The 20306-nt window shown below is 72.2% G+C and carries 21 protein-coding genes and 1 riboswitch; of the genes, 8 read left to right on the top strand and 13 right to left on the bottom strand.

Going from position 1 to position 20306, the window contains the following annotated elements:
* Positions 1 to 379: 379 nt before the first annotated feature.
* From bioD to bioB, 3 genes are read right to left on the bottom strand one after another with little or no spacing between them, the layout of a single operon-like run.
* A complete protein-coding gene (bioD, locus tag AB0L56_RS20520; protein WP_361023974.1) occupies positions 380 to 1096 on the bottom strand; it encodes a dethiobiotin synthase in 717 nt (238 codons plus the stop codon).
* Position 1097: 1 nt separating this feature from the next.
* Positions 1098 to 2378 carry an adenosylmethionine--8-amino-7-oxononanoate transaminase gene (locus AB0L56_RS20515; RefSeq protein WP_365425088.1) on the bottom strand — a complete coding sequence of 427 codons (1281 nt, stop codon included), beginning with the start codon at positions 2376 to 2378 and terminating at the stop codon, positions 1098 to 1100.
* Complete coding sequence (gene bioB, locus AB0L56_RS20510; RefSeq protein ID WP_365425086.1) at positions 2371 to 3528, bottom strand: biotin synthase BioB; 1158 nt, start codon at positions 3526 to 3528, stop codon at positions 2371 to 2373. Before bioB ends, AB0L56_RS20515 begins: the two co-directional genes overlap by 8 nt.
* Positions 3529 to 3675: 147 nt before the next feature.
* On the opposite strand from bioB, the gene AB0L56_RS20505 reads away from it, so the two are divergent.
* Positions 3676 to 4803 carry an 8-amino-7-oxononanoate synthase gene (locus AB0L56_RS20505; protein ID WP_361023966.1) on the top strand — a complete coding sequence of 376 codons (1128 nt, stop codon included), beginning with the start codon at positions 3676 to 3678 and terminating at the stop codon, positions 4801 to 4803.
* 69 nt (positions 4804 to 4872) lie between these two features.
* Here AB0L56_RS20505 and AB0L56_RS20500 read toward each other — a convergent pair whose 3' ends face one another.
* Together AB0L56_RS20500 and AB0L56_RS20495 are read right to left on the bottom strand one after the other, a co-directional pair.
* A complete protein-coding gene (locus AB0L56_RS20500; protein ID WP_365425084.1) occupies positions 4873 to 5097 on the bottom strand; it encodes a DUF397 domain-containing protein in 225 nt (74 codons plus the stop codon).
* 9 nt (positions 5098 to 5106) lie between these two features.
* Positions 5107 to 5967, bottom strand: a complete 861-nt coding sequence (locus AB0L56_RS20495; protein ID WP_365425082.1) for a helix-turn-helix transcriptional regulator — start codon at positions 5965 to 5967, stop codon at positions 5107 to 5109.
* Positions 5968 to 6180: 213 nt separating this feature from the next.
* Between AB0L56_RS20495 and AB0L56_RS20490 the strand changes: the two genes are divergently transcribed.
* The gene (locus AB0L56_RS20490) at positions 6181 to 6648 is read left to right on the top strand and encodes an ATP-binding protein (RefSeq protein WP_361023957.1); all 468 of its coding nucleotides are present in this window, start codon (positions 6181 to 6183) and stop codon (positions 6646 to 6648) included.
* Between the two features lie 62 nt (positions 6649 to 6710).
* On the opposite strand, the gene AB0L56_RS20485 is transcribed toward AB0L56_RS20490, so the two are convergent.
* The 3 genes from AB0L56_RS20485 to AB0L56_RS20475 all read right to left on the bottom strand — a co-directional run bounded on the left by AB0L56_RS20485 (position 6711) and on the right by AB0L56_RS20475 (position 8676).
* Positions 6711 to 7184, bottom strand: a complete 474-nt coding sequence (locus tag AB0L56_RS20485) for a C40 family peptidase (RefSeq protein ID WP_361023954.1) — start codon at positions 7182 to 7184, stop codon at positions 6711 to 6713.
* Positions 7185 to 7187: 3 nt separating this feature from the next.
* Positions 7188 to 7390, bottom strand: a riboswitch (cyclic di-AMP (ydaO/yuaA leader).
* 334 nt (positions 7391 to 7724) lie between these two features.
* On the bottom strand, positions 7725 to 8033 hold the full coding sequence (locus AB0L56_RS20480) for a hypothetical protein (RefSeq protein ID WP_361023951.1): 309 nt from the start codon (positions 8031 to 8033) through the stop codon (positions 7725 to 7727).
* A gap of 7 nt (positions 8034 to 8040) precedes the next feature.
* A complete protein-coding gene (locus tag AB0L56_RS20475; protein ID WP_361023948.1) occupies positions 8041 to 8676 on the bottom strand; it encodes an ATP-dependent Clp protease proteolytic subunit in 636 nt (211 codons plus the stop codon).
* Between the two features lie 68 nt (positions 8677 to 8744).
* Here AB0L56_RS20475 and AB0L56_RS20470 point away from each other — a divergent pair, with 68 nt between their 5' ends.
* Entirely contained in the window at positions 8745 to 9029 is a 285-nt protein-coding gene (locus tag AB0L56_RS20470; protein WP_365425079.1) for a type II toxin-antitoxin system Phd/YefM family antitoxin, read from the top strand.
* Positions 9030 to 9413: 384 nt separating this feature from the next.
* Here the strand turns inward: AB0L56_RS20470 and AB0L56_RS20465 are convergent, their stop codons facing one another.
* Positions 9414 to 10139: a lysophospholipid acyltransferase family protein gene (locus tag AB0L56_RS20465; RefSeq protein WP_361024286.1), complete on the bottom strand. Its 726-nt coding sequence runs from the start codon at positions 10137 to 10139 to the stop codon at positions 9414 to 9416.
* 189 nt (positions 10140 to 10328) lie between these two features.
* Between AB0L56_RS20465 and AB0L56_RS20460 the strand changes: the two genes are divergently transcribed.
* The gene (locus tag AB0L56_RS20460; RefSeq protein WP_365425077.1) at positions 10329 to 10796 is read left to right on the top strand and encodes an RpiB/LacA/LacB family sugar-phosphate isomerase; all 468 of its coding nucleotides are present in this window, start codon (positions 10329 to 10331) and stop codon (positions 10794 to 10796) included.
* Positions 10797 to 10808: 12 nt separating this feature from the next.
* Here AB0L56_RS20460 and AB0L56_RS20455 read toward each other — a convergent pair whose 3' ends face one another.
* The 4 genes from AB0L56_RS20455 to AB0L56_RS20440 all read right to left on the bottom strand — a co-directional run bounded on the left by AB0L56_RS20455 (position 10809) and on the right by AB0L56_RS20440 (position 16106).
* The gene (locus AB0L56_RS20455; RefSeq protein ID WP_365425075.1) at positions 10809 to 13247 is read right to left on the bottom strand and encodes a SpoIIE family protein phosphatase; all 2439 of its coding nucleotides are present in this window, start codon (positions 13245 to 13247) and stop codon (positions 10809 to 10811) included.
* Between the two features lie 195 nt (positions 13248 to 13442).
* On the bottom strand, positions 13443 to 14669 hold the full coding sequence (rocD, locus tag AB0L56_RS20450) for an ornithine--oxo-acid transaminase (protein WP_365425073.1): 1227 nt from the start codon (positions 14667 to 14669) through the stop codon (positions 13443 to 13445).
* Positions 14666 to 15478 carry a dimethylargininase gene (ddaH, locus tag AB0L56_RS20445; RefSeq protein WP_365425071.1) on the bottom strand — a complete coding sequence of 271 codons (813 nt, stop codon included), beginning with the start codon at positions 15476 to 15478 and terminating at the stop codon, positions 14666 to 14668. Before ddaH ends, rocD begins: the two co-directional genes overlap by 4 nt.
* Before the next feature lie 124 nt (positions 15479 to 15602).
* A complete protein-coding gene (locus AB0L56_RS20440; RefSeq protein WP_361023930.1) occupies positions 15603 to 16106 on the bottom strand; it encodes an Lrp/AsnC family transcriptional regulator in 504 nt (167 codons plus the stop codon).
* A gap of 112 nt (positions 16107 to 16218) precedes the next feature.
* Here AB0L56_RS20440 and AB0L56_RS20435 point away from each other — a divergent pair, with 112 nt between their 5' ends.
* The 4 genes from AB0L56_RS20435 to AB0L56_RS20420 are packed head-to-tail and all read left to right on the top strand — an operon-like array spanning position 16219 to position 20299.
* Entirely contained in the window at positions 16219 to 16989 is a 771-nt protein-coding gene (locus AB0L56_RS20435; RefSeq protein ID WP_361023928.1) for a LytTR family DNA-binding domain-containing protein, read from the top strand.
* A 16-nt stretch (positions 16990 to 17005) separates the two neighbouring features.
* Positions 17006 to 17365: a hypothetical protein gene (locus AB0L56_RS20430; RefSeq protein WP_365425068.1), complete on the top strand. Its 360-nt coding sequence runs from the start codon at positions 17006 to 17008 to the stop codon at positions 17363 to 17365.
* Between the two features lie 19 nt (positions 17366 to 17384).
* Positions 17385 to 19097: a cation acetate symporter gene (locus tag AB0L56_RS20425; RefSeq protein WP_361023922.1), complete on the top strand. Its 1713-nt coding sequence runs from the start codon at positions 17385 to 17387 to the stop codon at positions 19095 to 19097.
* Positions 19094 to 20299, top strand: a complete 1206-nt coding sequence (locus tag AB0L56_RS20420) for a histidine kinase (RefSeq protein WP_365425065.1) — start codon at positions 19094 to 19096, stop codon at positions 20297 to 20299. The genes AB0L56_RS20425 and AB0L56_RS20420 overlap by 4 nt, the downstream gene beginning before the upstream one ends.
* Positions 20300 to 20306 lie beyond the last annotated feature (7 nt).

Below are 20306 nucleotides of genomic sequence, written 5' to 3'. Positions count from 1 at the left end.
CCTGCGGGTGTGCGGCTGCGGCTCGGCAAAACTTAGCCCCTCCGGCGTTTGAGGAGCGGGGGTCCGGGGGCAGCGCCCCCGGGGACGGGACGGGAAGGGGCGGCGGGGGCGACCAACCGTTGGGGGCGAAGCCGCGGCCCGCTGAAGGGGTGCCGCCTGCGCCCACCCGTGCCGCCCCAGCGGCACGACTGCCCGCAGGCTGCGCAGCTGGAGGGGTGCTGTCTGCGCCCACCCGTGCCGCCCCAGCGGCAGGACTGCCCGCAGGCTGCGCAGCTGGAGGGGTGCCGCCTGCGCTCACCCGTGCCGCCCCGGCGGCACGACTGCCCGCAGGCTGCGCAGCTGTTCGAGCAGGCCCGGCGGCCCCGGGGCCCCGCCGTCGTCAGGGTGTCTCGCGGATCAGGAACGCCTCGGCGTCCCAGGTGCCCTCCAGGCGGGGCGCCAGCCAGTGCGGTGCCGACGCCCGGAACCCGGCGGGGGCGAGGGCGCCCGCCCCGGCCGGAACGGCGCCCAGCAGAGGCGCAGCCGCCACGTCCGGCAGGTCCAGCAGATTGCAGCGCGCCGCCAGATCGGGCTCGTCGGGCCAGCTGCCGATGACGACACCCGCCAGGTCCAGCCCACGCCCGCGCAGTTCCCGTGCCGTCAACTCGGTCGCGTTCAGGGTGCCGAGCCCCGCCGGCGCCACCACCAGCACCGGCGCCGACAGCAGCGCCGCCGCGTCCGCCAGCGTCCCGCCCGCCGCGTCGAACCGCACGAGCAGCCCGCCCGCGCCTTCCACGAGCACCAGATCGTGCTCGGTGGCCAGCTTGGCGGCCCGTTCCGCCACCTCGTGCGGATGCACGGGGGCCCGGCCGGCCCGGCGGGCGGCCGTGGCCGGAGCCAACGGATCCGGGAAGCGGGCGAGTTCGGCCGTGGTCACCGCACCGGCAAGCCGTGCGACCTCCTCCGCGTCCCCCGGCTCCTCCGGGCGCACACCCGTCTGCGCCGCCTTCAGCACGGCGACCGAACGGCCGGCCGCCAGCGCCGTCGCGGCGACCGCCGCCGTCACCACCGTCTTGCCGACCTCGGTGCCCGTGCCCGTGATCACCATCACCGGCATGTCATCCCTCCTTCGCCGCCGCGCACACCGCGCGGGCGATGCGCGCCACGTCCGCGTCGCCCGTGACATACGGCGGCATGGTGTAGATGAGGTCGCGGAACGGCCGCAGCCACACCCCCTCACGCACCGCCGCCCGGGTGGCCGCATCCAGGTCGACCTCGTGATCGAGCTGGACGACCCCGATGGCGCCGAGCACCCGCACGTCCCGCACCCCGGGCAGCCCGGCCGCCGGGGCCAGCCTCTCCCGCAGGCCCGTCTCGATCCGCTTGACCTCCGCGAGCCAGTCCTGTCCGAGCAACAGCCCGATGGAGGCGCAGGCCACGGCCGCCGCCAGCGGATTGGCCATGAAGGTCGGGCCGTGCGCCAGCACCGGCACCTCACCGCGCGATATGCCCTCCGCCACCCGCTCGGTGCACAGGGTTGCCGCCATCGTCAGATAGCCGCCGGTCAGCGCCTTGCCCACGCACATCACATCCGGCGTGACCGCCGCATGCTCCGCCGCGAACAGCGCCCCCGTGCGTCCGAACCCGGTCGCGATCTCATCGAACACCAGTAGCACGTCGTGCGCGTCGCACGCTTCCCGCAGCACCCGCAGGTACGCGGGGGAGTGGAACCGCATCCCTCCCGCCCCTTGCACCACCGGCTCCACGATCACCGCGGCGAGTTCCCCCGCGTGCCGTTCGACCATCGCGCGCAGATGGTCGGCGTAGGACTCCTCGTACTCCTCCGGCGGGGCGTCGGCGAACACCTGGCTCGGCAGCACGCCGGACCACAGCTCGTGCATTCCGCCGTCGGGATCGCAGACCGACATCGGCTGCCAGGTGTCACCGTGGTAGCCGCCCCGCCAGGTCAGCAGCCGCCGCTTCTCCGGCCGCCCCAGCGAACGCCAGTACTGCAGGCACATCTTCACCGCGACCTCGACCGACACCGACCCCGAGTCGGCGAGGAACACATGCTCCAACCCGTCCGGCGACATGTCGACAAGGAGCTTTGCCAGCCGCACGGCGGGCTCGTGCGTGAGCCCGCCGAACATCACATGGCTCATCCGCTCCAGCTGCCCGCGCGCGGCCTCGTTGAGCACCGGGTGGTTGTAGCCGTGGATCGCCGACCACCAGGACGACATGCCGTCGACCAGTTCCCCCGAGCCGTCGGCGAGCCTCAGCCGTACCCCGCTCGCCGACTCCACGACGAGCGGTTCGCCACGGCCCGGCATGGGCCCGTACGGGTGCCAGACATGCCGCCGGTCGAGCTCCAGCAGCTCGGCGACGGACGACTCAGGCATTGGGCGCGAGGTCCGTTCCGGCGCCCCGGCGGCGCACGGCGACCAGATCGGGACGCGGCTCCTCGGCCGCGCTCCCGGAGGAATCCGCGCCCGCGCCCAACGAACCGCACGCTCCGCCGCCCTCGTGGGACCCGCACCCGCCACCCGCGCGGTGCTCGGGCAGCGTCACCCGGTCGGTGCCCTCCACCTCGAACCCGGCGTCCGCGATCATCTCCAGGTCCGCCTTGCCCGCCTGGCCCTCGCTGGTGAGGTAGTCGCCGAGGAAGATCGAGTTGGCCAGGTGCAGCGCGAGCGGCTGCATCGTGCGCAGATGGACCTCACGGCCGCCGGCGATCCGCACCTCGACGTCCGGGCAGACGAACCGCACCATCGCCAGGATCCTGAGGCACCGCTGCGGCGTCAGGTTCCACTCCTTGGCGAGCGGCGTCCCCTCGAACGGGATCAGGAAGTTGACCGGCACCGAGTCCGGGTCCAGCTCGCGCAGCGCGAACACCACGTCGACCAGGTCCTCGTCGGACTCGCCCATCCCGGCGATCAGCCCGGAGCAGGCGGAGAGACCGGCCGCGTGCGCCTTCTGAACCGTGTCCACCCGGTCGGCGTACGTGTGCGTGGTCGTGATGTCCCCGTACGTCGACTCCGACGTGTTGAGGTTGTGGTTGTAGGCGTCGGCGCCCGCCTCGCGCAGCCGCTCGGCCTGCCCGTCGGAGAGCAGCCCCAGGCAGGCGCACACCTCCACGCCCTCGTTCTGCTCCTTGATCGCCTTGATGGTGTCGGAGACCCGGTCCACGTCACGGTCGGTCGGACCCCGGCCGCTGGCCACCAGGCACACCCGCTTGGCACCGCCGGCGAGGCCCGCGGCGGCCGCCTCGGACGCCTGGTCGGGTTTCAGCCAGGTGTACTTCAGGATCTCGGCCTTGGAGCCGAGCCGCTGGGAACAGTACGAGCAGTCCTCCGGGCACAAGCCGGACTTGAGGTTGACGAGATAGTTCAGTTTCACCCGCCGGCCGAACCAGTGCCGGCGCACCTTTCCGGCCGCGGCCACCACCTCGAGCAGGTCGTCGTCGGACGTCGCGAGGACGGCCAGTGCTTCCGCACGGGTCGGCGTCTCGCGCCGAAGCCCCTTGTCCACCAGCGTGTTCAGCAGGTCCATGAGAGCCGATCCTGTCCTACCGGACCCACTCGGGCCAAGGAGAGTTCGTACAACAGAGGCACTTGACGGTGTGGGTATTGCCACACAGTGGCCCGTCCGGCCTCCCGCTAGTGTCTGTTCACTGCCTACAAAATCCCCGGAGGAGCCATGGCGTTCGGCTGGATCGACGAGCAGGCGGAACTCCGCCGCCGGGCAGGACTCGTACGCACCCTGCGTCCCCGTGCCGCCGACACGCCGCTGCTCGACCTGGCGAGCAACGACTACCTCGGACTGGCCCGGCACCCCGAGGTCACCGAGGGCGCCGCGCGCGCCGCGCGGACCTGGGGCGGCGGATCCACCGGCTCCCGGCTCGTCACCGGCACCACCGAACTCCACGCGGAATTGGAGGCCGAGCTGGCCGGATTCTGCGGTTTCGAGGCCGCTCTGGTCTTCTCCTCCGGCTACGCGGCCAACCTCGCGGCCGTCACGGCGCTCGCCCCGCACGGCTCCCTTGTCGTCTCCGACGCGGGCAACCACGCCTCCCTGATCGACGGCTGCCGGCTGGCCCGCGGTACGACACAGGTCGCGGCGCACTGCGACCCCGATGCCGTGCGCAAGGCGCTGGACGGGCACGACGGGCCCGCCGTGGCAGTGTCCGACACGGTCTTCTCGGTGGACGGCGACGCGGCCCCGCTGACCGGCCTGGCCGAGGCGTGCCGGGAGCACGGCGCGGGCCTGGTGCTGGACGACGCGCACGGCCTCGGTGTACTCGGCGACGGCGGCCGCGGGGCCCCGCACGCTGCTGGCCTCGCGGGCGCCGACGACGTCGTGGTGACGGTGACGCTCTCCAAGTCGCTCGGCAGTCAGGGCGGAGCGGTGCTCGGTCCGGCCCGGGTGATCGGGCATCTGGTCAACGCGGCACGGACGTTCATCTTCGACACCGGTCTCGCCCCGGCGGCGGCGGGTGCCGCCCTGGCGGCGCTCCGGCTGCTGCGCCGCGAACCCGCGCGCGCGGCCCGGGCGGGCGCGGTCGCGCGCGAACTGCACGACCGGCTGACGGCCGCGGGACTGGAAGCGGTCCGTCCGGACGCCGCGGTCGTCTCCGTGCGTGCCCCTTCCCCGGAGCAGGCCGCGCGATGGGCGGCCGACTGCCGGGCCGCCGGCCTGTCCGTGGGCTGCTTCCGTCCTCCTTCCGTGCCCGACGGCATCTCACGGCTCAGACTGACCGCCCGCGCGGACCTGTCCGGGGCAGAGATCGAACGCGCTGTCCGGGTGATCGGCGAAACGCGGCCATGAGTCGGCGGGGCACGGCCGTGCGTCGCGCGACGACGGTTGACGGTCCGGATCGGCGGAAGTGAGCCCCGGTCAGCGAACCGCGGTCACGAACTCCGCCCAGCTCGCGGGGGAGAAGAGCAGGGCGGGCCCGTCCGGGGCCTTGGAGTCGCGTACGGCGAGCAGTCCGGCCAGGGGGCCGGAGGCCGGCCGGGCCGTCTCGACGCAGTTGTTGGCCCCCGTGCTGTAGCTGCTGCGCAGCCAGCGCACATCCTGCGGTGCGAGGCAGGAAGGGATGGTCCGAGGCGGTACGGGCATCATGCCTCCTTACGCGCCGGCTGCCACGCCGGCGATGAAATCCAACGAGTCCTCGGGTGAAAGGGCGTGGATCGAAAGGGCGTTGAAGGCCTCCACGTAGACCCGGAGGTCTTCTTTCCGCTCCAGATGGAGGCTACTCGTCAAGTGGTCGAGAACAACCACATCGAGATCAGAAGTGCGCGAAAACGAAAAGATGACGAAAGGACCGGTGACGCCGATGTGCGCCCCGGCCGTGAACGGGAGGACCTGCAGCCGCACTTGGGGCAGCTGGGCCGCCTCGACCAGCCGGTTCAGCTGCCGGCTCATCACTCCGGGGCCGCCGACCTCCCGGCGCAGCACCGCCTCGTCCAGGACCGCGCTCAGCTCCAGGGGCGGCTCGGCGCGCAGGATGTCCTGGCGGGCCAGCCGCACCTCCACCAGGGCGTCCAGCCGCTCCTCGGACGCCCCCTCCAAGGCGGCCTCCGTCACCGCCCGCGCGTACTCAGGCGTCTGCAGCAGCCCCGGGATCACCGTGGTCTCCAGGGTGCGCATCGCGCTCGCCTGGGACTCCAGGCTGATGAAGTCACGGTAGGTGGGCGGCAGCACGCCGCGATAGGCGTGCCACCAGTGGTGCCGGCCGCCGCCGTCGCCACTGCCCGACAGCACCAGCAGCAACTCCCGCAACTGCCGGTCGGCCACGCCGTAGACGTCGAGAAGTAACCGCACATCGGCCGGTTTCACTCCGCTCGTGCCGGTCTCGATCCGGCTCACCTTCGACTGGTGCCAGCCCGCCATCCGGGCCGCCTCACCACTGGTGAGTCCCGCCGAGGTGCGCAGAGCGCGCAGTTCGGCGCCGAGTTTGCGGCGGCGCACCGCGGGACCGTGCTGCATGGGCTTCTCCTTACTCCTTCCGAGCCGCCCGGATACGGTCTGCCGTCGCAGAGTTCACCGCTTTGAGCGACAGATATATGCATATCTTGGTGGATCCGGCGCCCTGTGCCGTGCGGTGATGGCACTCTGGCGACGAAGCACCAGTGCGGGACCGTACTCGAACCAACCACTCCGTGTCGGACTGCGGTCCCGTGGGAAAGGGACGACGTCGCCATGGCAGACCATCTGGAAGCATCCGTCACTCTGCCGAGCGATCCCGCCTCGGTCTCCGCCGCCCGGGCCCATGTGCTGGGCACGCTGGTGGAATGGGGCATGCCGGCGGACACGGACCTGTCCGACACCGTCCGGCTGATCGTCTCCGAACTCGCCACCAACGCGGTGCAGCACACGTTCGGGCAGTCACCCACGTTCACGGTGGACGTCGCTCTGGTCCGCGATGAACGGGTGCATATCGGCGTGACGGACAGTCACCCCCGGTTGCCCAAACGGCTGCCCGCAGCGGTGCAGCAGGACAACGGGCGGGGGCTCGTCATCATCCGCTGGCTGACCGCGGAATGCGGGGGGAGACTCAGCATCCGCCCCACGCGTCAGGGCGGCAAGACCGTCTCGGTCGACCTCCCCTGGACGTGGACCGTCGAGGCCGCCGAAGCGGTCACGGCGGCGGGACAGCAGGAGCCGTAGGAACCACGCGGGTACGGCCGGCGGGGCGGCGGCACGCCACGGGCGCCACCGCCCCCGCGCGGTCAGCTCACCCGGCCATAGGAGACGCTCCGGGTCCAGATCTTCTGCAGACGCACCACGTCCCCGGTCTTGGGGGCGTGCCAGATCTTGCCGTTGCCCGCGTAGATGCCGACGTGGTAGACGTAACCGCCCGAGTGGAAGAAGACCAGGTCACCGGCCTTGCGGCTGCCGGCCGAAATATGACGGGTCGTGTTGTACTGCTGGGCGGCGGTGCGGGGCAGCTTCTTGCCCGCCTTCTTGAACGAGTACAGCGTCAGTCCCGAGCAGTCGAACCGGTGCGGCCCCGCGGCGCCCCACTGGTACGGCGCGCCCTTCTTGGAAGCGGCGACGCGCAGTGCCTTGGTGGCGGTGCTCGCGGCAGCCGCCTCCGAGGCGGCTCCGGGTACCACGAGGGACCCGCCCACGGCGGCCAGGGTGAGTGCCGAGGCCGTGCCGGCCCGGGCCATGAGAGACGGGACACGATTGAGCGCAGTCATGCGCAACCCTTCGTCAGCCGCCTGTGAAGGATGACCTGTCGGATTCGGGCTGGCGAAGTGGCCCGGCCGCACGAATGCGGCTTCACCCCAAGGGCTGCTCGGAACTGACGTTCCGGCGACCCGTCGTGCTTGGGTCCTCCACTCCTGCCGATCCACTCCTGTCGACCGGTCATCCGGGCGGCGGCAGGACTCGGCGTCCGCCCGGATCGCCCCGCCGCGGCGGCGGGGTCTTGTCGTCAGTCAGGGATCTTGGCTCATGGCAGGATCGAAAACCCAACGGAACGGGGGGTTTGTGTTGTTACTCACCACTCACCCGTTCGGGTGGACACTGTTGTGTTCGATCCGCCGTCCAGGGCTCGGGGGAGCCCCGGACCAGCGGCGGAATGCCCCATTCCGGCCTCGGGCCGCGCTCGTTGTGCAACTTGAACGGCCCGAAAACAGGAGGTTCGTCTACGCCGGATGGGGGTACGCCGTTTGGTCCGTTTCAACCCCTCGCCGAGCACACCGCACCGCGGACCGCCCTCCGGCGATGTGCGGGCGTCAACTCCCCGACTGCGGTGGCAGCGTGACCCGGGCCGTGCGACGCTCGCCGTCCAGCACCCGCAGCGCGCGGGCCAGGGTGTCGGAGTGCAGTTCGCTCTCGCCGCGCCGGTGCATCAGGGTCAGCGCGTCGCGCAGTGCGACGGCCTTGCCGACCAGCGCCTGGGCCGCCCGCAGTCCGCGATAGGTGTCACCGCCGAGGGCGGGGTTGACCCGGCCGAGCAGGTCGACGACCTCCAGATAGCGGTCGATCAGCTCGGCCTCCGCGCGGGTCAGCGCGGGCAGGGGAGGCAGTTCCGGAGGCAGCATCCGCGGCTCACCTCGCGCCGGTGGCCGGGTGGACGCCCCTGCGGTGGGGCACGATCCGGTCGACCAGGCCGTAGTCGACGGCGCCCTGCGCGTCGAGGACCGTGTCCCGCTCGATGTCGGCACGGACCTGTTCCTCGGTGCGGCCCGTGTGCCGCATGAGGATCTCCTCGATGCGGGCCCGGATCCGGTTCAACTCATCGGCCTGGATCGCCAGGTCGCTCGTCTGTCCCTCGACCGGTTCCGGCAGGACGGGCTGACGGAGCACCAGACGCGAGCCGGGCAGCACGAACCGCTTGCCCGGGGTGCCGGCCGCGATCAGCAGCGCGGCGGCTCCCTCGGCCTGGCCGAGACAGATCGTCTCCACGTCACAGGTGACGTACTGCAGCGTGTCGTGGATCGCCGACATGGCGTGGAAGGAGCCGCCCGGGGAGTTGATGTACAGCGAGATGTCCCGGTCGGGGGCGTGGTGCTCCAGATACATGAGCTGGGCCATCACGTCGTTCGCGGAGGTCTCGTCGATCTGTGTCCCGAGGATGACGATCCGCTCCTCGAGCAGCTTCGAGTAGGGATCCTTCGTCCGTTGCCCGGATGCCGTGCGTTCGGTGAATTCGGGCAGGACGTAGCGGGCGGACGGTCGGGTCATGACGGCCCCTCCTGTCTGACGGTCTCAGTAAAAAATGTACAGGACGTACATGCCGTTATGATGGGCGCATGGCCTACGAGATTCCGGTGACCCAAGCCAGGGCTGAGCTGGCCGACCTGATCAACCGCGTGGTGTACGGCGGTGAACGCGTCGTCGTGACCCGGCACGGCAAGCCCCTCGTCGCCCTCGTATCCGCCGATGACCTGCGACGACTCGAAGAGCTCGAGGAACACCGGGAGGCCGCCGAGGAGCGTGTGATCAGTACGGTGGCCGGCGTGCACCAGGTGGCGTCCGCTTCCGGCGAACGGCAGCGGTTCGGCATCGCGGCCGAGCACCGGGGGACGGCCACCTAGTAGTCCCTCGCGGGCCCGACGACAGGACTGCGCACCCCCGTCCGCAGCGTGGTCGCTCCGGGGACGGCCGTCGTGGGTGCCGCGGTCTTGGCCGACGGGGCCGGTGCCCGCCCGGCGGCGGGCTTCGGTGGCCCGCCTCCGGGTCGGGTCAACCGCGGCGACCCTGGCCCTGCCCGGACAGCATGGGACCAAGGCGCGCTACGACGTACGGATGACCGTCGCCACGGGCGGCGAACCCGGTGGACACCTACCTGCTCACCGGAAAGCTCGACCGGTCCGACGTGACCTGCGCACCGCACGCCACGCCGAAGCCGTAGCGCCGGCGCCGTACGGCACGAGGGGCGGCCGGAACTCTCCGGCCGCCCCTCGTCCGCTCCCGGCGGATCAGCTCCGCGGCATGCGCGGGAACCGGCGCTTCTCCTGCGCCGCGCGCTCGGCCTCCTCGGCCTTGGCGACGGCGGCGTACTGGTCGACGTACTCCTGCCCGGACAGCTTGAGGACGGCGTACATGATCTCGTCGGTGACGGCACGCAGCACCGCCTTCTCGTTCTCCATCCCCGCGTAGCGCGAGAAGTCCAGCGGTTCGCCGAAGCGGATCACCACCGGATGGATGCGGGGAATCACCTTGCCGGGCGGCTGCGCCTCGAACGTGCCGATCATCGCGCATGGGATCACCGGTACGCCCGCCTTGAGCGCCATCACCGCGACGCCCACCTTGCCCTTGTACAGGCGGCCGTCGTGCGACCGCGTGCCCTCCGGGTAGATGCCGAGCAGTTCCCCCTTGCCCAGCACCCCCAGGCCCTCACGGATGGCGGCCTGCCCGGCCTCCTTCCCGGAGCGGTCGACGGGGATCTGGCCCGCGCTGTGGAAGAAGAACGCCGTCAGCCGGCCCTTGAGGCCGGGTCCGGTGAAGTACTCGGCCTTGGCGAGGAAGGTGATACGCCGTTTGAGCACGGCCGGCATCAGGAAGTGGTCCGAGAAGGACAGATGGTTCCCCGCGACGATGGCGGCGCCGGACGACGGAACATGCTCCAGCCCCTGTATTCGCGGCCGGAAGACCAGTCTCAGCAGCGGGCCCAAGAGCACATATTTGAGCACGTAATAGAACAAAAGCACGCTCCTCGACTCCGGCGAACGGGCAGTGCCGCCGCGTTCCAGCAGGTCATCCGGCACGTCGTGAGCTGTCAGTCTAGGACCGGAGGATGCGGCCCGGCACCACGTTCGACGCGCCCGGGACGAGCCGTGCCGGACCGGTTGCACCCGCCCGGTCGCGCATCGCGGGGGAGTAGGCTCCGCAGCATGCGGATCTCCGTCTCCTCCGACATGGACGAACCCGTGGCGCGCGCCCTCCTCGCCGAACTGCGCGACCGCGGCCACGAGGTGAGCCCGCACGGGGCGCTGAGCCCCGGGGACGACCCGCAGTGGGCGGTCTGCTCCGCGGCGGCGGCCCGCGAGGTCGCCGACGGATCGGCCGACCAGGCGGTGGTGTGCTGCTGGACCGGCACGGGCGCCTCGATCGCCGCGAACAAGGTGCCGGGAGTACGGGCCGCCCTGTGCACGGACGCCTACACGGCCGACGGCGCCCGCCGCTGGAACGACGCCAACGTCCTGGCGCTGAGCCTGCGGCTGACGTCCGCTCCGGTGCTCAAGGAGATCCTCGACGCCTGGTTCAAGGCATCGCCCAGCGACGACCCCGAGGACCGTCGCAACGTGGAATGGACGGAACGTCCCGACGGCACACGCCCCGGTCCCCCGCCCGGCGACTGAGCCCGGGCGCCCTCAGAAGGGCTGCTCCGCCCAGATGATCTTCCCCTCGGGGACGAACCGGGTACCCCACCGCTGGGCCAGCTGGGAGACCAGCAGCAGTCCGCGCCCGCCCTCGTCCATCGCGCGGGGATGCCGCAGATGCGGGGCGGTGGCTCCGCGGTCGAGCACGTCGCACACCAGCGCACGCTCCCGGATCAGCCGCAGTCTGACCGGCCCGGTGGCGTGCCGGATGGCGTTGGTGACCAGTTCGCTGACGACCAGCTCCGTGGTGAAGACCAGCTCGTCCAGCCCCCACTGGGCCAGTTGCCGGGTGGTGTTCCTGCGGGCCTCGGCCACCACGGCCGGATCGTCCGGCAGGTCCCAGACCGCGACCTGCTCCGGGTCCAGACGCCTGGTACGGGCCATCAGCAGGGCCACGTCGTCGTACGGGCGGGCCGGCACGAGCGTGTCGACGACGGTGCCGCAGCTCGTCTCCAGCGAGGCCGGGGCCTCGGCCAGCGCCTCCCGCAGCGGCTCCCGGTCCGGTTCGGCGGGCCGGGCCCCATCCCGGGCCAGCAGACCGTCCGTGTGCAGGGCGAGCGTGCTGCCCTCGGCCAGCGTCAGCTCCACCGCCTGGAACGGCGGCCCGCCGACACCGAGCGCCGGGCCCTGCGGAAGGTCCACGAACGCGACCGTGCCGTCCGGCGCCACCACGGCGGGCGCCGGATGACCGGCGGCGGCCATCGTGCAGTGGCCGTCCACCGGGTCGTAGACGACGTACAGGCAGCCGGAGCCGAGGGGCCTGCCGGCGGTCTCGCCGGGTTCCCCGTCCTCCTCGTCCCGCGCCGCCCGGGAGGAGAGATCGTCCAGGTGCCCCAGCACCTCCTCGGGCGGCAGATCGATCGCGGCCAGCGTCCGTACGGCGGTGCGCAGCCGCCCCATGGCCGCGGCGGCGTCGATGCCGTGCCCCGGTACCTCGCCCACGACCAGGGCGACGCGGGCGCTCGACAGCAGGATGAGGTCGTACCAGTCGCCGCCCAGGCCCGTCAGCTCGTCGGCCGGGCGGTAGCAGGCGGCCACCTCGACGGCGTCCTGCTCGGGCAGCCGGCGCGGGAGCAGGCTGCGCTGGAGGACGAGCGCGGCGTCCCGCTCCCGGGTGTAACGCCGGGCGTTGTCCACACAGACGGCGGCTCGCGAGACGAGGTCCTCGGCCAGACTGAGGTCATCGGCGTCGAACGGGTAATCGCGACGGCGACGGAAGAACATGGTGACACCCAGAGTGGCGCCCCGGGCCCGGATCGGGACGATCATCACGCTCTGCAGTCCCAGCTCCAGGAAGGTGGACTCCCGGACACCCGGAGCGCCCGCGGCCCACTCCGGGGCGAGCGGGTCGAGCTGTTCCTGGCGCCAGGACCGGCCGGAGGTCAGATAGCGCACGGGCGGGGAATCCGCCAGGTAGGTCACGACCGCGCCGGCGTCCACGGCCGTCCGCGGCAGGTCCTCGTACAGCGAGCGGTGGCCCGCGCGGCGCAGGGACACCGGCGCGGAGTCGCCGAGCGGCCCCGGCGGGAGTTCGGCGCCCCGCAGCACCGTCTCCAGCAGGTCCACGGTGACGAAGTCCGCCAGGCCCGGGACGGCGACGTCCGCCAGTTCCTGTGCGGTGGTCATGATGTCGAGGGTCCGGCCGATGTGCTCGCCGGCCCGGTCGAGCAGGGCGAGGCGCTGCCGGGCGCGGTGCCCTTCGGTGACGTCCACGACGGTGTAGTACACGCCCATCGGGCGGCCCCGCTCGTCGTCGAGGCGGGTGAACGACATCATGTGCGCGGTCTCGCGCAGCGGTGCCGACCGTGCGCGGCCGACCTCCTCGTGGCCGACCACCTGCTCGCCGGTTTCCAGCACATGCCGCATCCGCGCCTCGACGGCATCGGCGTTGAGACCCGGCTGGACGTCGGCGAACCGCAGGCCCAGCCGCCGCTCGGCCGGTCCGCCGCCGAACTGCTCCATCGCGGCGTTGGACCACACGAAGCGCAGATCCGTGTCCACGATCGCGATGCCGATGGACGTCCCGGTGACGATCTGCTCCAGCACCGTGCGGCTCATGCTCCAGCCGGCGGCACCGGCCAGCTGCGACAGCAGGACCAGCAGGGACGTACGGCCCCGGGGCTCCACGGTCGGCGTGACCCGCACCATCACGGCGACCGGGTGTCCCTCCCGGTGCAGCGCCGTCATCAGCCCCACCCAGTCCCCGTCGGACCTGCACCGCTCGACCAGGCCGGGAACCCGTTCGGCGTCGTCGGGGAGCAGCAGCTCGGCGAACTTGCGGCCCACCACGGCCTGTGCGTCGTACCCCAGCAGCTGCTCGGCGCGACCGGTCCAGCTCGACACCACGCCGTGCGGATCGAGCAGCAGGGGAGCGGCGTCGGCGACGTCGAACCCCTGCCGGGCCACGTTCTGCTCCTGTTGTCCGCCCACGGCCGACCTCTCTGTCGCTGAGAGTGGTCTACCACCTCATGTCCCCATCTTCACCCTCGACGGGGGGCGGGGGCCTTCCGGACGTACGGACGTGGGGGAGGCGTGCACCCGGCCCCCGCATCCCCGCCGCGACCGGACAACGGCCACACCGCCCGGCCCCGGCGGACCGGGGCGCGGGCGGTTCCCGGACGTGTCTCAGGCGTGTTCGGCGAGCACCTTCTCCAGCGTGCGCAGGGCGCCCTGCAGCTCCTCCGCCGTGATGGTCAGCGGCGGGGCCAGCCGGATGGTCGAGCCGTGGGTGTCCTTCACCAGGATGCCCTCCCGCATCAGGCGCTCACTGACCTCGCGCCCGGTGCCGATCGCGGGGTCGACGTCCACGCCGGCCCACAGGCCCCGGGAGCGGAAGCCGACGACGCCCTTGCCGGCCAGCGACTCCAGTCCCTCGCGCAGCACCTCGCCCAGCTCCGTCGCCCGCCGCTGGAACTCACCGGTCTCCAGCAGTTCCACGACCGCGGTGCCGACCGCCGCGGCCAGCGGGTTGCCGCCGAAGGTCGACCCGTGCTCACCGGGGTGCAGCACCTCGAGCACCTCCCGCCGGGCCACCACCGCCGACACCGGGACGATGCCGCCGCCCAGCGCCTTTCCGAGCAGGACCACGTCCGGGACGACCGACTCGTGCTCCACGGCGAGCGTACGGCCGGTGCGGCCCAGGCCCGACTGGATCTCGTCGGCGACGAACAGGCACCCCTTGCGGTGGGTCAGCTCGCGTACCCCGGCGAGGTAGCCGTCGTCCGGGACGATCACCCCCGCCTCGCCCTGGATCGGCTCGATCAGCACGGCCGCCGTCGTCTCGTCGACCGCTTCCTCCAGCGCCGCGAGATCGTTGTACGGGACCACGCGGAAGCCCGGGGTGAAGGGGCCGAACCCGGCGCGGGCCACCTCGTCCGTCGAGAAGCTCACGATCGTCGTCGTACGGCCGTGGAAGTTGTCCGCGGCCACCACGATCGTCGCCCGGTCGGCCGGGACGCCCTTCACGTCGTAGGCCCACTTGCGGGCCACCTTCACACCGCTCTCGACGGCCTCGGCGCCGGTGTTCATCGGCAGCACCATGTCCAGCCCGGTCAGCGCGGCCAGCCGCTCGGCGAATTCCGCGAGCCGGTCGTTGTGGAACGCGCGCGAGGTGAGGGTGAGCCGGTCCAGCTGGCGGTGCGCCGCCTCGACGAGCGCGGGATGCCGGTGGCCGAAGTTGAGCGCCGAGTAGCCGGCCAGCATGTCGAGATACCGCCGGCCCTCCACGTCCTCCACCCAGGCGCCCTCCGCGCGGGAGACGACCACGGGCAGCGGGTGGTAGTTGTGCGCCAGGACGGGCTCTTCCGCGCCGATGAGTTCGGCGGACGTACGCGCGGGGACGACAGAGGTCATGAGCGGATCTCCTGAGTGCAGCACTTGATGCCCCCGCCCGCCTTGCGGAACTCGGACAGGTCGACGGGGACGGGAACGTAACCGCGGTCGGCGAGCCGGTCGGCGAGGGCCGTCGCCTCCGGCGAGATGAACACATGGCGCCCGTCGGAAACGGAGTTCAGACCGAACGCCATGGCGTCCTCACGGGTGGCGATCACCGCGTCCGGGTACAACCGGGCGAGCACCTCGCGGCTGCCCGGCGAGAACGCCTCCGGGTAGTAGGCGACGTTCTCGTCGTCGAGGACGAACAGCGCCGTGTCCAGGTGGTAGAAGTACGGGTCCACCAGCGTCAGCCCGATCACGGGTACGCCGAAGAACTCCTGCACCTCGCGGTGCGCCTCCGGGGTGGTGCGGAACCCGGTGCCGGCGAGGATCCAGCGCCCGGCGGGCACCAGGTCGCCCTCGCCCTCGCACACCGACTCGGGGTGCTGGACCTCGAAGCCCTCCGACTTGAACCAGGCCTCGTACGGCACGGACTCCGGACGCCGCTCGGGCGCGGAGAAGAGGGAACCGAAGACACGGCCCTCAACGACGACCGCCGCGTTCGCGGCGAACACCATGTCGGGCAGTCCGGGCTCCGGCTTCACGGTCTCCACGGTATGTCCGTGGTCACGGTAGACGCCGATCAGCGCCCGCCATTGGCGCTGGGCGAGGGAGACGTCAACAGGACGGTCGGGATGCATCCAGGGATTGATCGCGTACCGGACGGCGAAGTGTCTGGGTTCGCAGACGAGGTAGCGCCGCCGGCGCGCCACACGGGATCCGGGCACAGAGGGGTTCCTCCGCTTCCATGCGGTGCCGACAGGGGGTGCCTCCACGGTAGGAACGGACCTCGACGGGCGACAAGGAACAAGAGCTGCGTGTACACGCAGCATCACTGCGTGTTCCGGCCGCTCAGCGCACGTCCGGTGCGCTGTCCGGCGCGGGCTGGCTCACTCCCGCCTCAGGACTCTCCGGCAGCAGATGGGACAGCACCATCACGCTGATCGTCTTGCGGATGAACGGCTCCTGGCGGATCCGTTCCAGCACCTCCTCGAAGTGCTCCACATCCCGCGCCCGCACGTGCAGCAGCGCGTCCGCGCCCCCGGTCACCGTCATCGCCGCGGCGATCTCCGGATGATTGCGCACCACCTCCGCCAGCCGCCGGGGCGGCGCCGCCCCCTCGCAGTACACCTCGACATACGCCTCCGTGCGCCAGCCCAGCGCCGACGGCCGCACCGTCGCCGTGAACCCCGTGATCACCCCGGTCTCGCGCAGCCGGTCCACCCGGCGCTTGACCGCCGTCGACGACAGCCCGATGGCCGCGCCGATCTCCGCGAAGGACGTCCTGGCGTTCGCCATGAGAGCCGTGACGATCTTCCGGTCGAGCTCGTCGAACGGAGCGGGCCTGCTGTTCATGCGGGCACTGTATCCAGCGGCGCCCGGCGGGCCCGCCCACCGGCGCCCACGGTGCGAACGCCCACGTCCGGCACGTGTCCAGACGCGGAAATGCCCCCTACACTCCACCTTCATGCTGCGCGCCCTCGCCGTCGACGACGAACGCCCCTCGCTGGAGGAACTGCTGTACCTGCTGAACGCGGACCCGCGCATCGGCACCGCCGAGGGCGCGGGGGACGCCACCGAGGCCCTGCGCCGCATCAACCGCGCCCTGGAGTCGGGCCCCGACGGGCCCGAGGCGATCGACGTCGTCTTCCTCGACATCCAGATGCCCGGGCTCGACGGCCTCGACCTCGCCCGGCTGCTCAGCGGGTTCGCCCGGCCGCCGCTGATCGTGTTCGTCACCGCCCACGAGGACTTCGCCGTCCAGGCCTTCGACCTCAAGGCCGTCGACTACGTCCTCAAACCCGTCCGCAAGGAACGGCTGGCCGAGGCCGTGCGCCGGGCCGCCGCCCAGCGCGGCAGCACCCCCCGCGAGGCCGCCCCGCGCATCCCCGTGCACGAGCCCGACCCCGACCACATAGCCGTCGAGCTCGGCGGCGTCACCCGCTTCGTCGCCGTCGACGACATCACCCACGTCGAGGCCCAGGGCGACTACGCCCGGCTGCACACCGACCGGGGCAGCCACCTCGTACGGATCCCGCTGTCCACGCTGGAGGAGCGCTGGCGCTCCCGCGGCTTCGTCCGCATCCACCGCCGCCATCTGGTCGCCCTGCGCCACATCGGCGAGCTCCGGCTCGACGCGGGCACCGTGAGCGTCCTGATCGGCTCGGAGGAACTTCAGGTCAGCAGGCGGCACGCCCGCGAACTGCGGGACCTGCTGATGCGCCGGACCACGAGCTAGAGGGGGGGAGCACCGCATGCCCCAGGACCCGACCGAACGCCGCGTGGTCGTCACCGGCCCGCCCCGCCGCACCCGCCGGACCTCTGGCTACTACCGCCCGCGCACCGAGATCGACGAGCAGACGACCCTCGGCCACACCTACGTCCGTTCCCTGATGCGCATCCAGCTGCGCACCGGACTCGTGGTGTTCGCCGTCCTCGCCCTGCTCATCGGCCCGCTCCCGCTGGTCTTCGCCGCCGCCCCCGACGCCCGCCGGCTGGAGTGGGCGGTGCTCGGCTTCGGCCTCTACCCTCCGCTGGTGCTGCTCGCCCGCTGGTACGTACGCCGCGCCGAACGCAACGAACGCGACTTCACGCGGCTCGTCGAGGACCGCTGAGACCGGAGCCCGGAACACCGTGAACTCCGCCTACGCCGTCACCGCCGTCGCGCTCGTCGCCCTGGCCACCGTTCTCGTCGGCGCCTTCGGCCTGCGCATATCCCGCACCACCTCCGACTTCTACGTCGCCTCCCGCACCGTCGGCCCCCGCCTCAACGCCGCCGCCATCAGCGGGGAGTACCTCTCCGCGGCGTCCTTCCTGGGCATCGCGGGCCTCGTCCTCGTACAGGGCCCGGACATGCTCTGGTACCCGGTCGGCTACACCGCCGGCTATCTGGTGCTGCTGCTGTTCGTCGCCGCCCCGCTGCGCCGCTCCGGCGCCTACACGCTGCCCGACTTCGCCGAGGCACGGCTCGCCTCGCACCTGGTGCGGCGGCTCGCCGGCGCCCTGGTGGTCGGTGTCGGCTGGCTGTATCTGCTCCCGCAGCTCCAGGGCGCCGGGCTCACCCTGACCGTGCTCACCGGTTCGCCCGACTGGCTCGGCGCGGTGATCGTCGCCGTCGTGGTGACCGTCATCGTCGCCGCGGGCGGCATGCGCAGCATCACCTTCGTCCAGGCCTTCCAGTACTGGCTGAAGCTGACCGCCCTCCTCGTCCCCGCGCTCTTCCTCGTCCTCGCCTGGCAGAGCGACGGCGCACCCAGCCACGCCTTCGACGAACCGGCCGCCTTCCGCGAACAGCGGGTGGTCACCATCGACGACTCCCTGCACCTGCGGCTCGACCGGCCGCTCACCGTCACGGTCGACGGCACCGTCGACGGCCGCGCACACGACGGCGCCGAGGTCGGCCTGCCCGCGGGCACCCACCGCATCGACGGCGGCACCCGGCTCACCTTCGCCGAGGGCGCGGAGGTCCCCGCCGCCGGACGCGGCGGCGACGACGCCCTGTCGCCCTCCCGGGCCGAGTCCCGTGAGGAGCGCCCGCTGTACGCCACCTACGGGCTGATCCTCGCGACCTTCTTCGGCACCATGGGCCTGCCCCACGTGGTCGTCCGCTTCTACACCAGCCCGCACGGCGTGGCCGCCCGCCGCACCACCGTCGCCGTCCTCGGCCTGATCGGCGCCTTCTACCTCCTCCCCCCGGTCTACGGCGCCCTGGGCCGGCTCTACGCCCCCGAACTGACCCTCACCGGCGACGCGGACGCCGCCGTCCTGCTGCTGCCCGGCCGGATGATCGGGGGAGTGGGCGGCGACCTCCTCGGCGCCCTGGTCGCCGGAGGCGCCTTCGCCGCGTTCCTGTCGACCGCCTCCGGACTCACCATGGCCGTCGCCGGGGTGCTCACCCAGGACGTCCTCCCCTCACGCGGCGTACGGCACTTCCGGCTCGGCACCGTGCTCGCGATGGCCGTCCCGCTCGGGGCGAGCGTCCTGGTCGGCGGGCTGCCGGTGGCCGACGCCGTGGGGTTGGCCTTCGCCGTGTCGGCGTCCTCGTTCTGCCCGCTGCTCGTCCTCGGCATCTGGTGGCGCCGGCTGACCCCGCCCGGCGCGGCGGCCGGGATGCTGGTGGGTGGCGGCTCCGCGTTCCTCGCGGTCGCCGCGACCATGGCCGGCTACCCGGGCACGGGGCCCTGGCACGCCCTGCTCGCCTGGCCCGCGCTCTGGTCGGTGCCGCTGGGCTTCCTCACCATGATCCTGGTGTCCCTGGCCACCCCCGGCCGGGTGCCGCCCGGGACGGCGGCCGTACTGGCCCGCTTCCACCTCCCCGAGGAACTGCGCACGGAGGTGTCCGCATGAGCGGCTTCCTCGCCGGCCTGCTCGTCGCCGTACTGCCCCTGCTGGCGGCCGGATTCTGGATCGGCCGGCGCACCGCACGGCCCGCCAGCCTCGCCGGACTCGGCACACCCGTCGAGCACGCCACCTTCGAGACCCTGCACACCGCCTCCCTGGCCACACCGCCGCTGCGCGCGGGCCTGACCGAGGAGACCGCCGGGAAATCCGCCCGCAAGCTGCGCTCCCTGCTGGGCACGGACGCCCTGTGCCTCACCGACCGCGAACGGGTCCTTGTCTGGGACGGCGCCGGCGCCCACCACCGCACCGAGATCATGGAGCGGCTCACCGGCCCTCTCGTCACCGGCCGGGGCGAGGCCTTCCCGCTCACCTGTGACACCCCCGACTGCTCGGTGCGCTGGGCCGTGGTGGCCCCGCTCACCGTCGACGACCGGGTGCACGGTGCCCTCGTCGCCTGCGCGCCCCGCGAGTCCGCGGTCCTGGTCCGGGCCGCAGGCGAGGTCGCCCGCTGGGTCTCCGTCCAGCTCGAACTCGCCGACCTCGACCGGTCCCGCACGCGCCTCATCGAGGCGGAGATCAGGGCGCTGCGGGCGCAGATCTCCCCGCACTTCATCTTCAACTCGCTCGCCGTGATCGCCTCGTTCGTGCGCACCGACCCCGAGCGCGCCCGTGAACTGCTGCTGGAGTTCGCCGACTTCACCCGCTACTCGTTCCGCCGGCACGGCGACTTCACCACCCTCGCCGACGAACTGCACGCCATCGACCACTACCTGGCGCTGGTCCGCGCACGCTTCGGCGACCGCCTCGCCGTCACCCTGCAGATAGCTCCCGAGGTGCTGCCGGTCGCGCTGCCCTTCCTCTGCCTCCAGCCGCTGGTGGAGAACGCCGTCAAACACGGTCTCGAGGGCAAGGCCGACACCTGCCACATCCGAATCACCGCACAGGACGCCGGTGCCGAGGCCCTCGTCGTCATCGAGGACGACGGCGCCGGCATGGACCCCGCTCTGCTGCGCCGCATCCTCGCCCACGAGGCCAGCCCCACCGGCGGCATCGGACTGTCCAACGTCGACGACCGGCTCCGCCAGGTCTACGGCGACGACCACGGCCTCGTCATCGAGACGGCGGCGGGCGCGGGCATGAAGATCACCGTCCGGCTGCCGAAGTACCAGCCGGGCGTGCACCTGGCGGGGCGGCTCACCCCGAGGTGAGGCCCGC

This window comes from Streptomyces sp. NPDC052079 (assembly GCF_040680275.1).
Taxonomy (GTDB): Bacteria; Actinomycetota; Actinomycetes; order Streptomycetales; family Streptomycetaceae; genus Streptomyces.
The sequence above is the reverse complement of the archived record's forward strand: the minus strand, read 5'-3'. Positions and strand labels throughout refer to the sequence as shown.

Excerpts from the sequence above, each read along its gene's own strand:
- AB0L56_RS20485 (WP_361023954.1), bottom strand. The coding sequence starts at position 7,184 with ATGACTGCGCTCAATCGTGTCCCGTCTCTCATGGCCCGGGCCGGCACG.
- AB0L56_RS20495 (WP_365425082.1), bottom strand. The coding sequence starts at position 5,967 with ATGCAGCACGGTCCCGCGGTGCGCCGCCGCAAACTCGGCGCCGAACTG.
- AB0L56_RS20470 (WP_365425079.1), top strand. The coding sequence starts at position 8,745 with ATGGCCTACGAGATTCCGGTGACCCAAGCCAGGGCTGAGCTGGCCGAC.
- AB0L56_RS20430 (WP_365425068.1), top strand. The coding sequence starts at position 17,006 with ATGCCCCAGGACCCGACCGAACGCCGCGTGGTCGTCACCGGCCCGCCC.
- AB0L56_RS20505 (WP_361023966.1), top strand. The coding sequence starts at position 3,676 with ATGGCGTTCGGCTGGATCGACGAGCAGGCGGAACTCCGCCGCCGGGCA.
- AB0L56_RS20515 (WP_365425088.1), bottom strand. The coding sequence starts at position 2,378 with ATGCCTGAGTCGTCCGTCGCCGAGCTGCTGGAGCTCGACCGGCGGCAT.
- AB0L56_RS20440 (WP_361023930.1), bottom strand. The coding sequence starts at position 16,106 with ATGAACAGCAGGCCCGCTCCGTTCGACGAGCTCGACCGGAAGATCGTC.
- rocD (WP_365425073.1), bottom strand. The coding sequence starts at position 14,669 with ATGACCTCTGTCGTCCCCGCGCGTACGTCCGCCGAACTCATCGGCGCG.
- AB0L56_RS20480 (WP_361023951.1), bottom strand. The coding sequence starts at position 8,033 with ATGCTGCCTCCGGAACTGCCTCCCCTGCCCGCGCTGACCCGCGCGGAG.
- AB0L56_RS20475 (WP_361023948.1), bottom strand. The coding sequence starts at position 8,676 with ATGACCCGACCGTCCGCCCGCTACGTCCTGCCCGAATTCACCGAACGC.
- bioD (WP_361023974.1), bottom strand. The coding sequence starts at position 1,096 with ATGCCGGTGATGGTGATCACGGGCACGGGCACCGAGGTCGGCAAGACG.
- AB0L56_RS20490 (WP_361023957.1), top strand. The coding sequence starts at position 6,181 with ATGGCAGACCATCTGGAAGCATCCGTCACTCTGCCGAGCGATCCCGCC.
- AB0L56_RS20420 (WP_365425065.1), top strand. The coding sequence starts at position 19,094 with ATGAGCGGCTTCCTCGCCGGCCTGCTCGTCGCCGTACTGCCCCTGCTG.
- AB0L56_RS20500 (WP_365425084.1), bottom strand. The coding sequence starts at position 5,097 with ATGCCCGTACCGCCTCGGACCATCCCTTCCTGCCTCGCACCGCAGGAT.
- bioB (WP_365425086.1), bottom strand. The coding sequence starts at position 3,528 with ATGGACCTGCTGAACACGCTGGTGGACAAGGGGCTTCGGCGCGAGACG.
- AB0L56_RS20460 (WP_365425077.1), top strand. The coding sequence starts at position 10,329 with ATGCGGATCTCCGTCTCCTCCGACATGGACGAACCCGTGGCGCGCGCC.
- AB0L56_RS20435 (WP_361023928.1), top strand. The coding sequence starts at position 16,219 with ATGCTGCGCGCCCTCGCCGTCGACGACGAACGCCCCTCGCTGGAGGAA.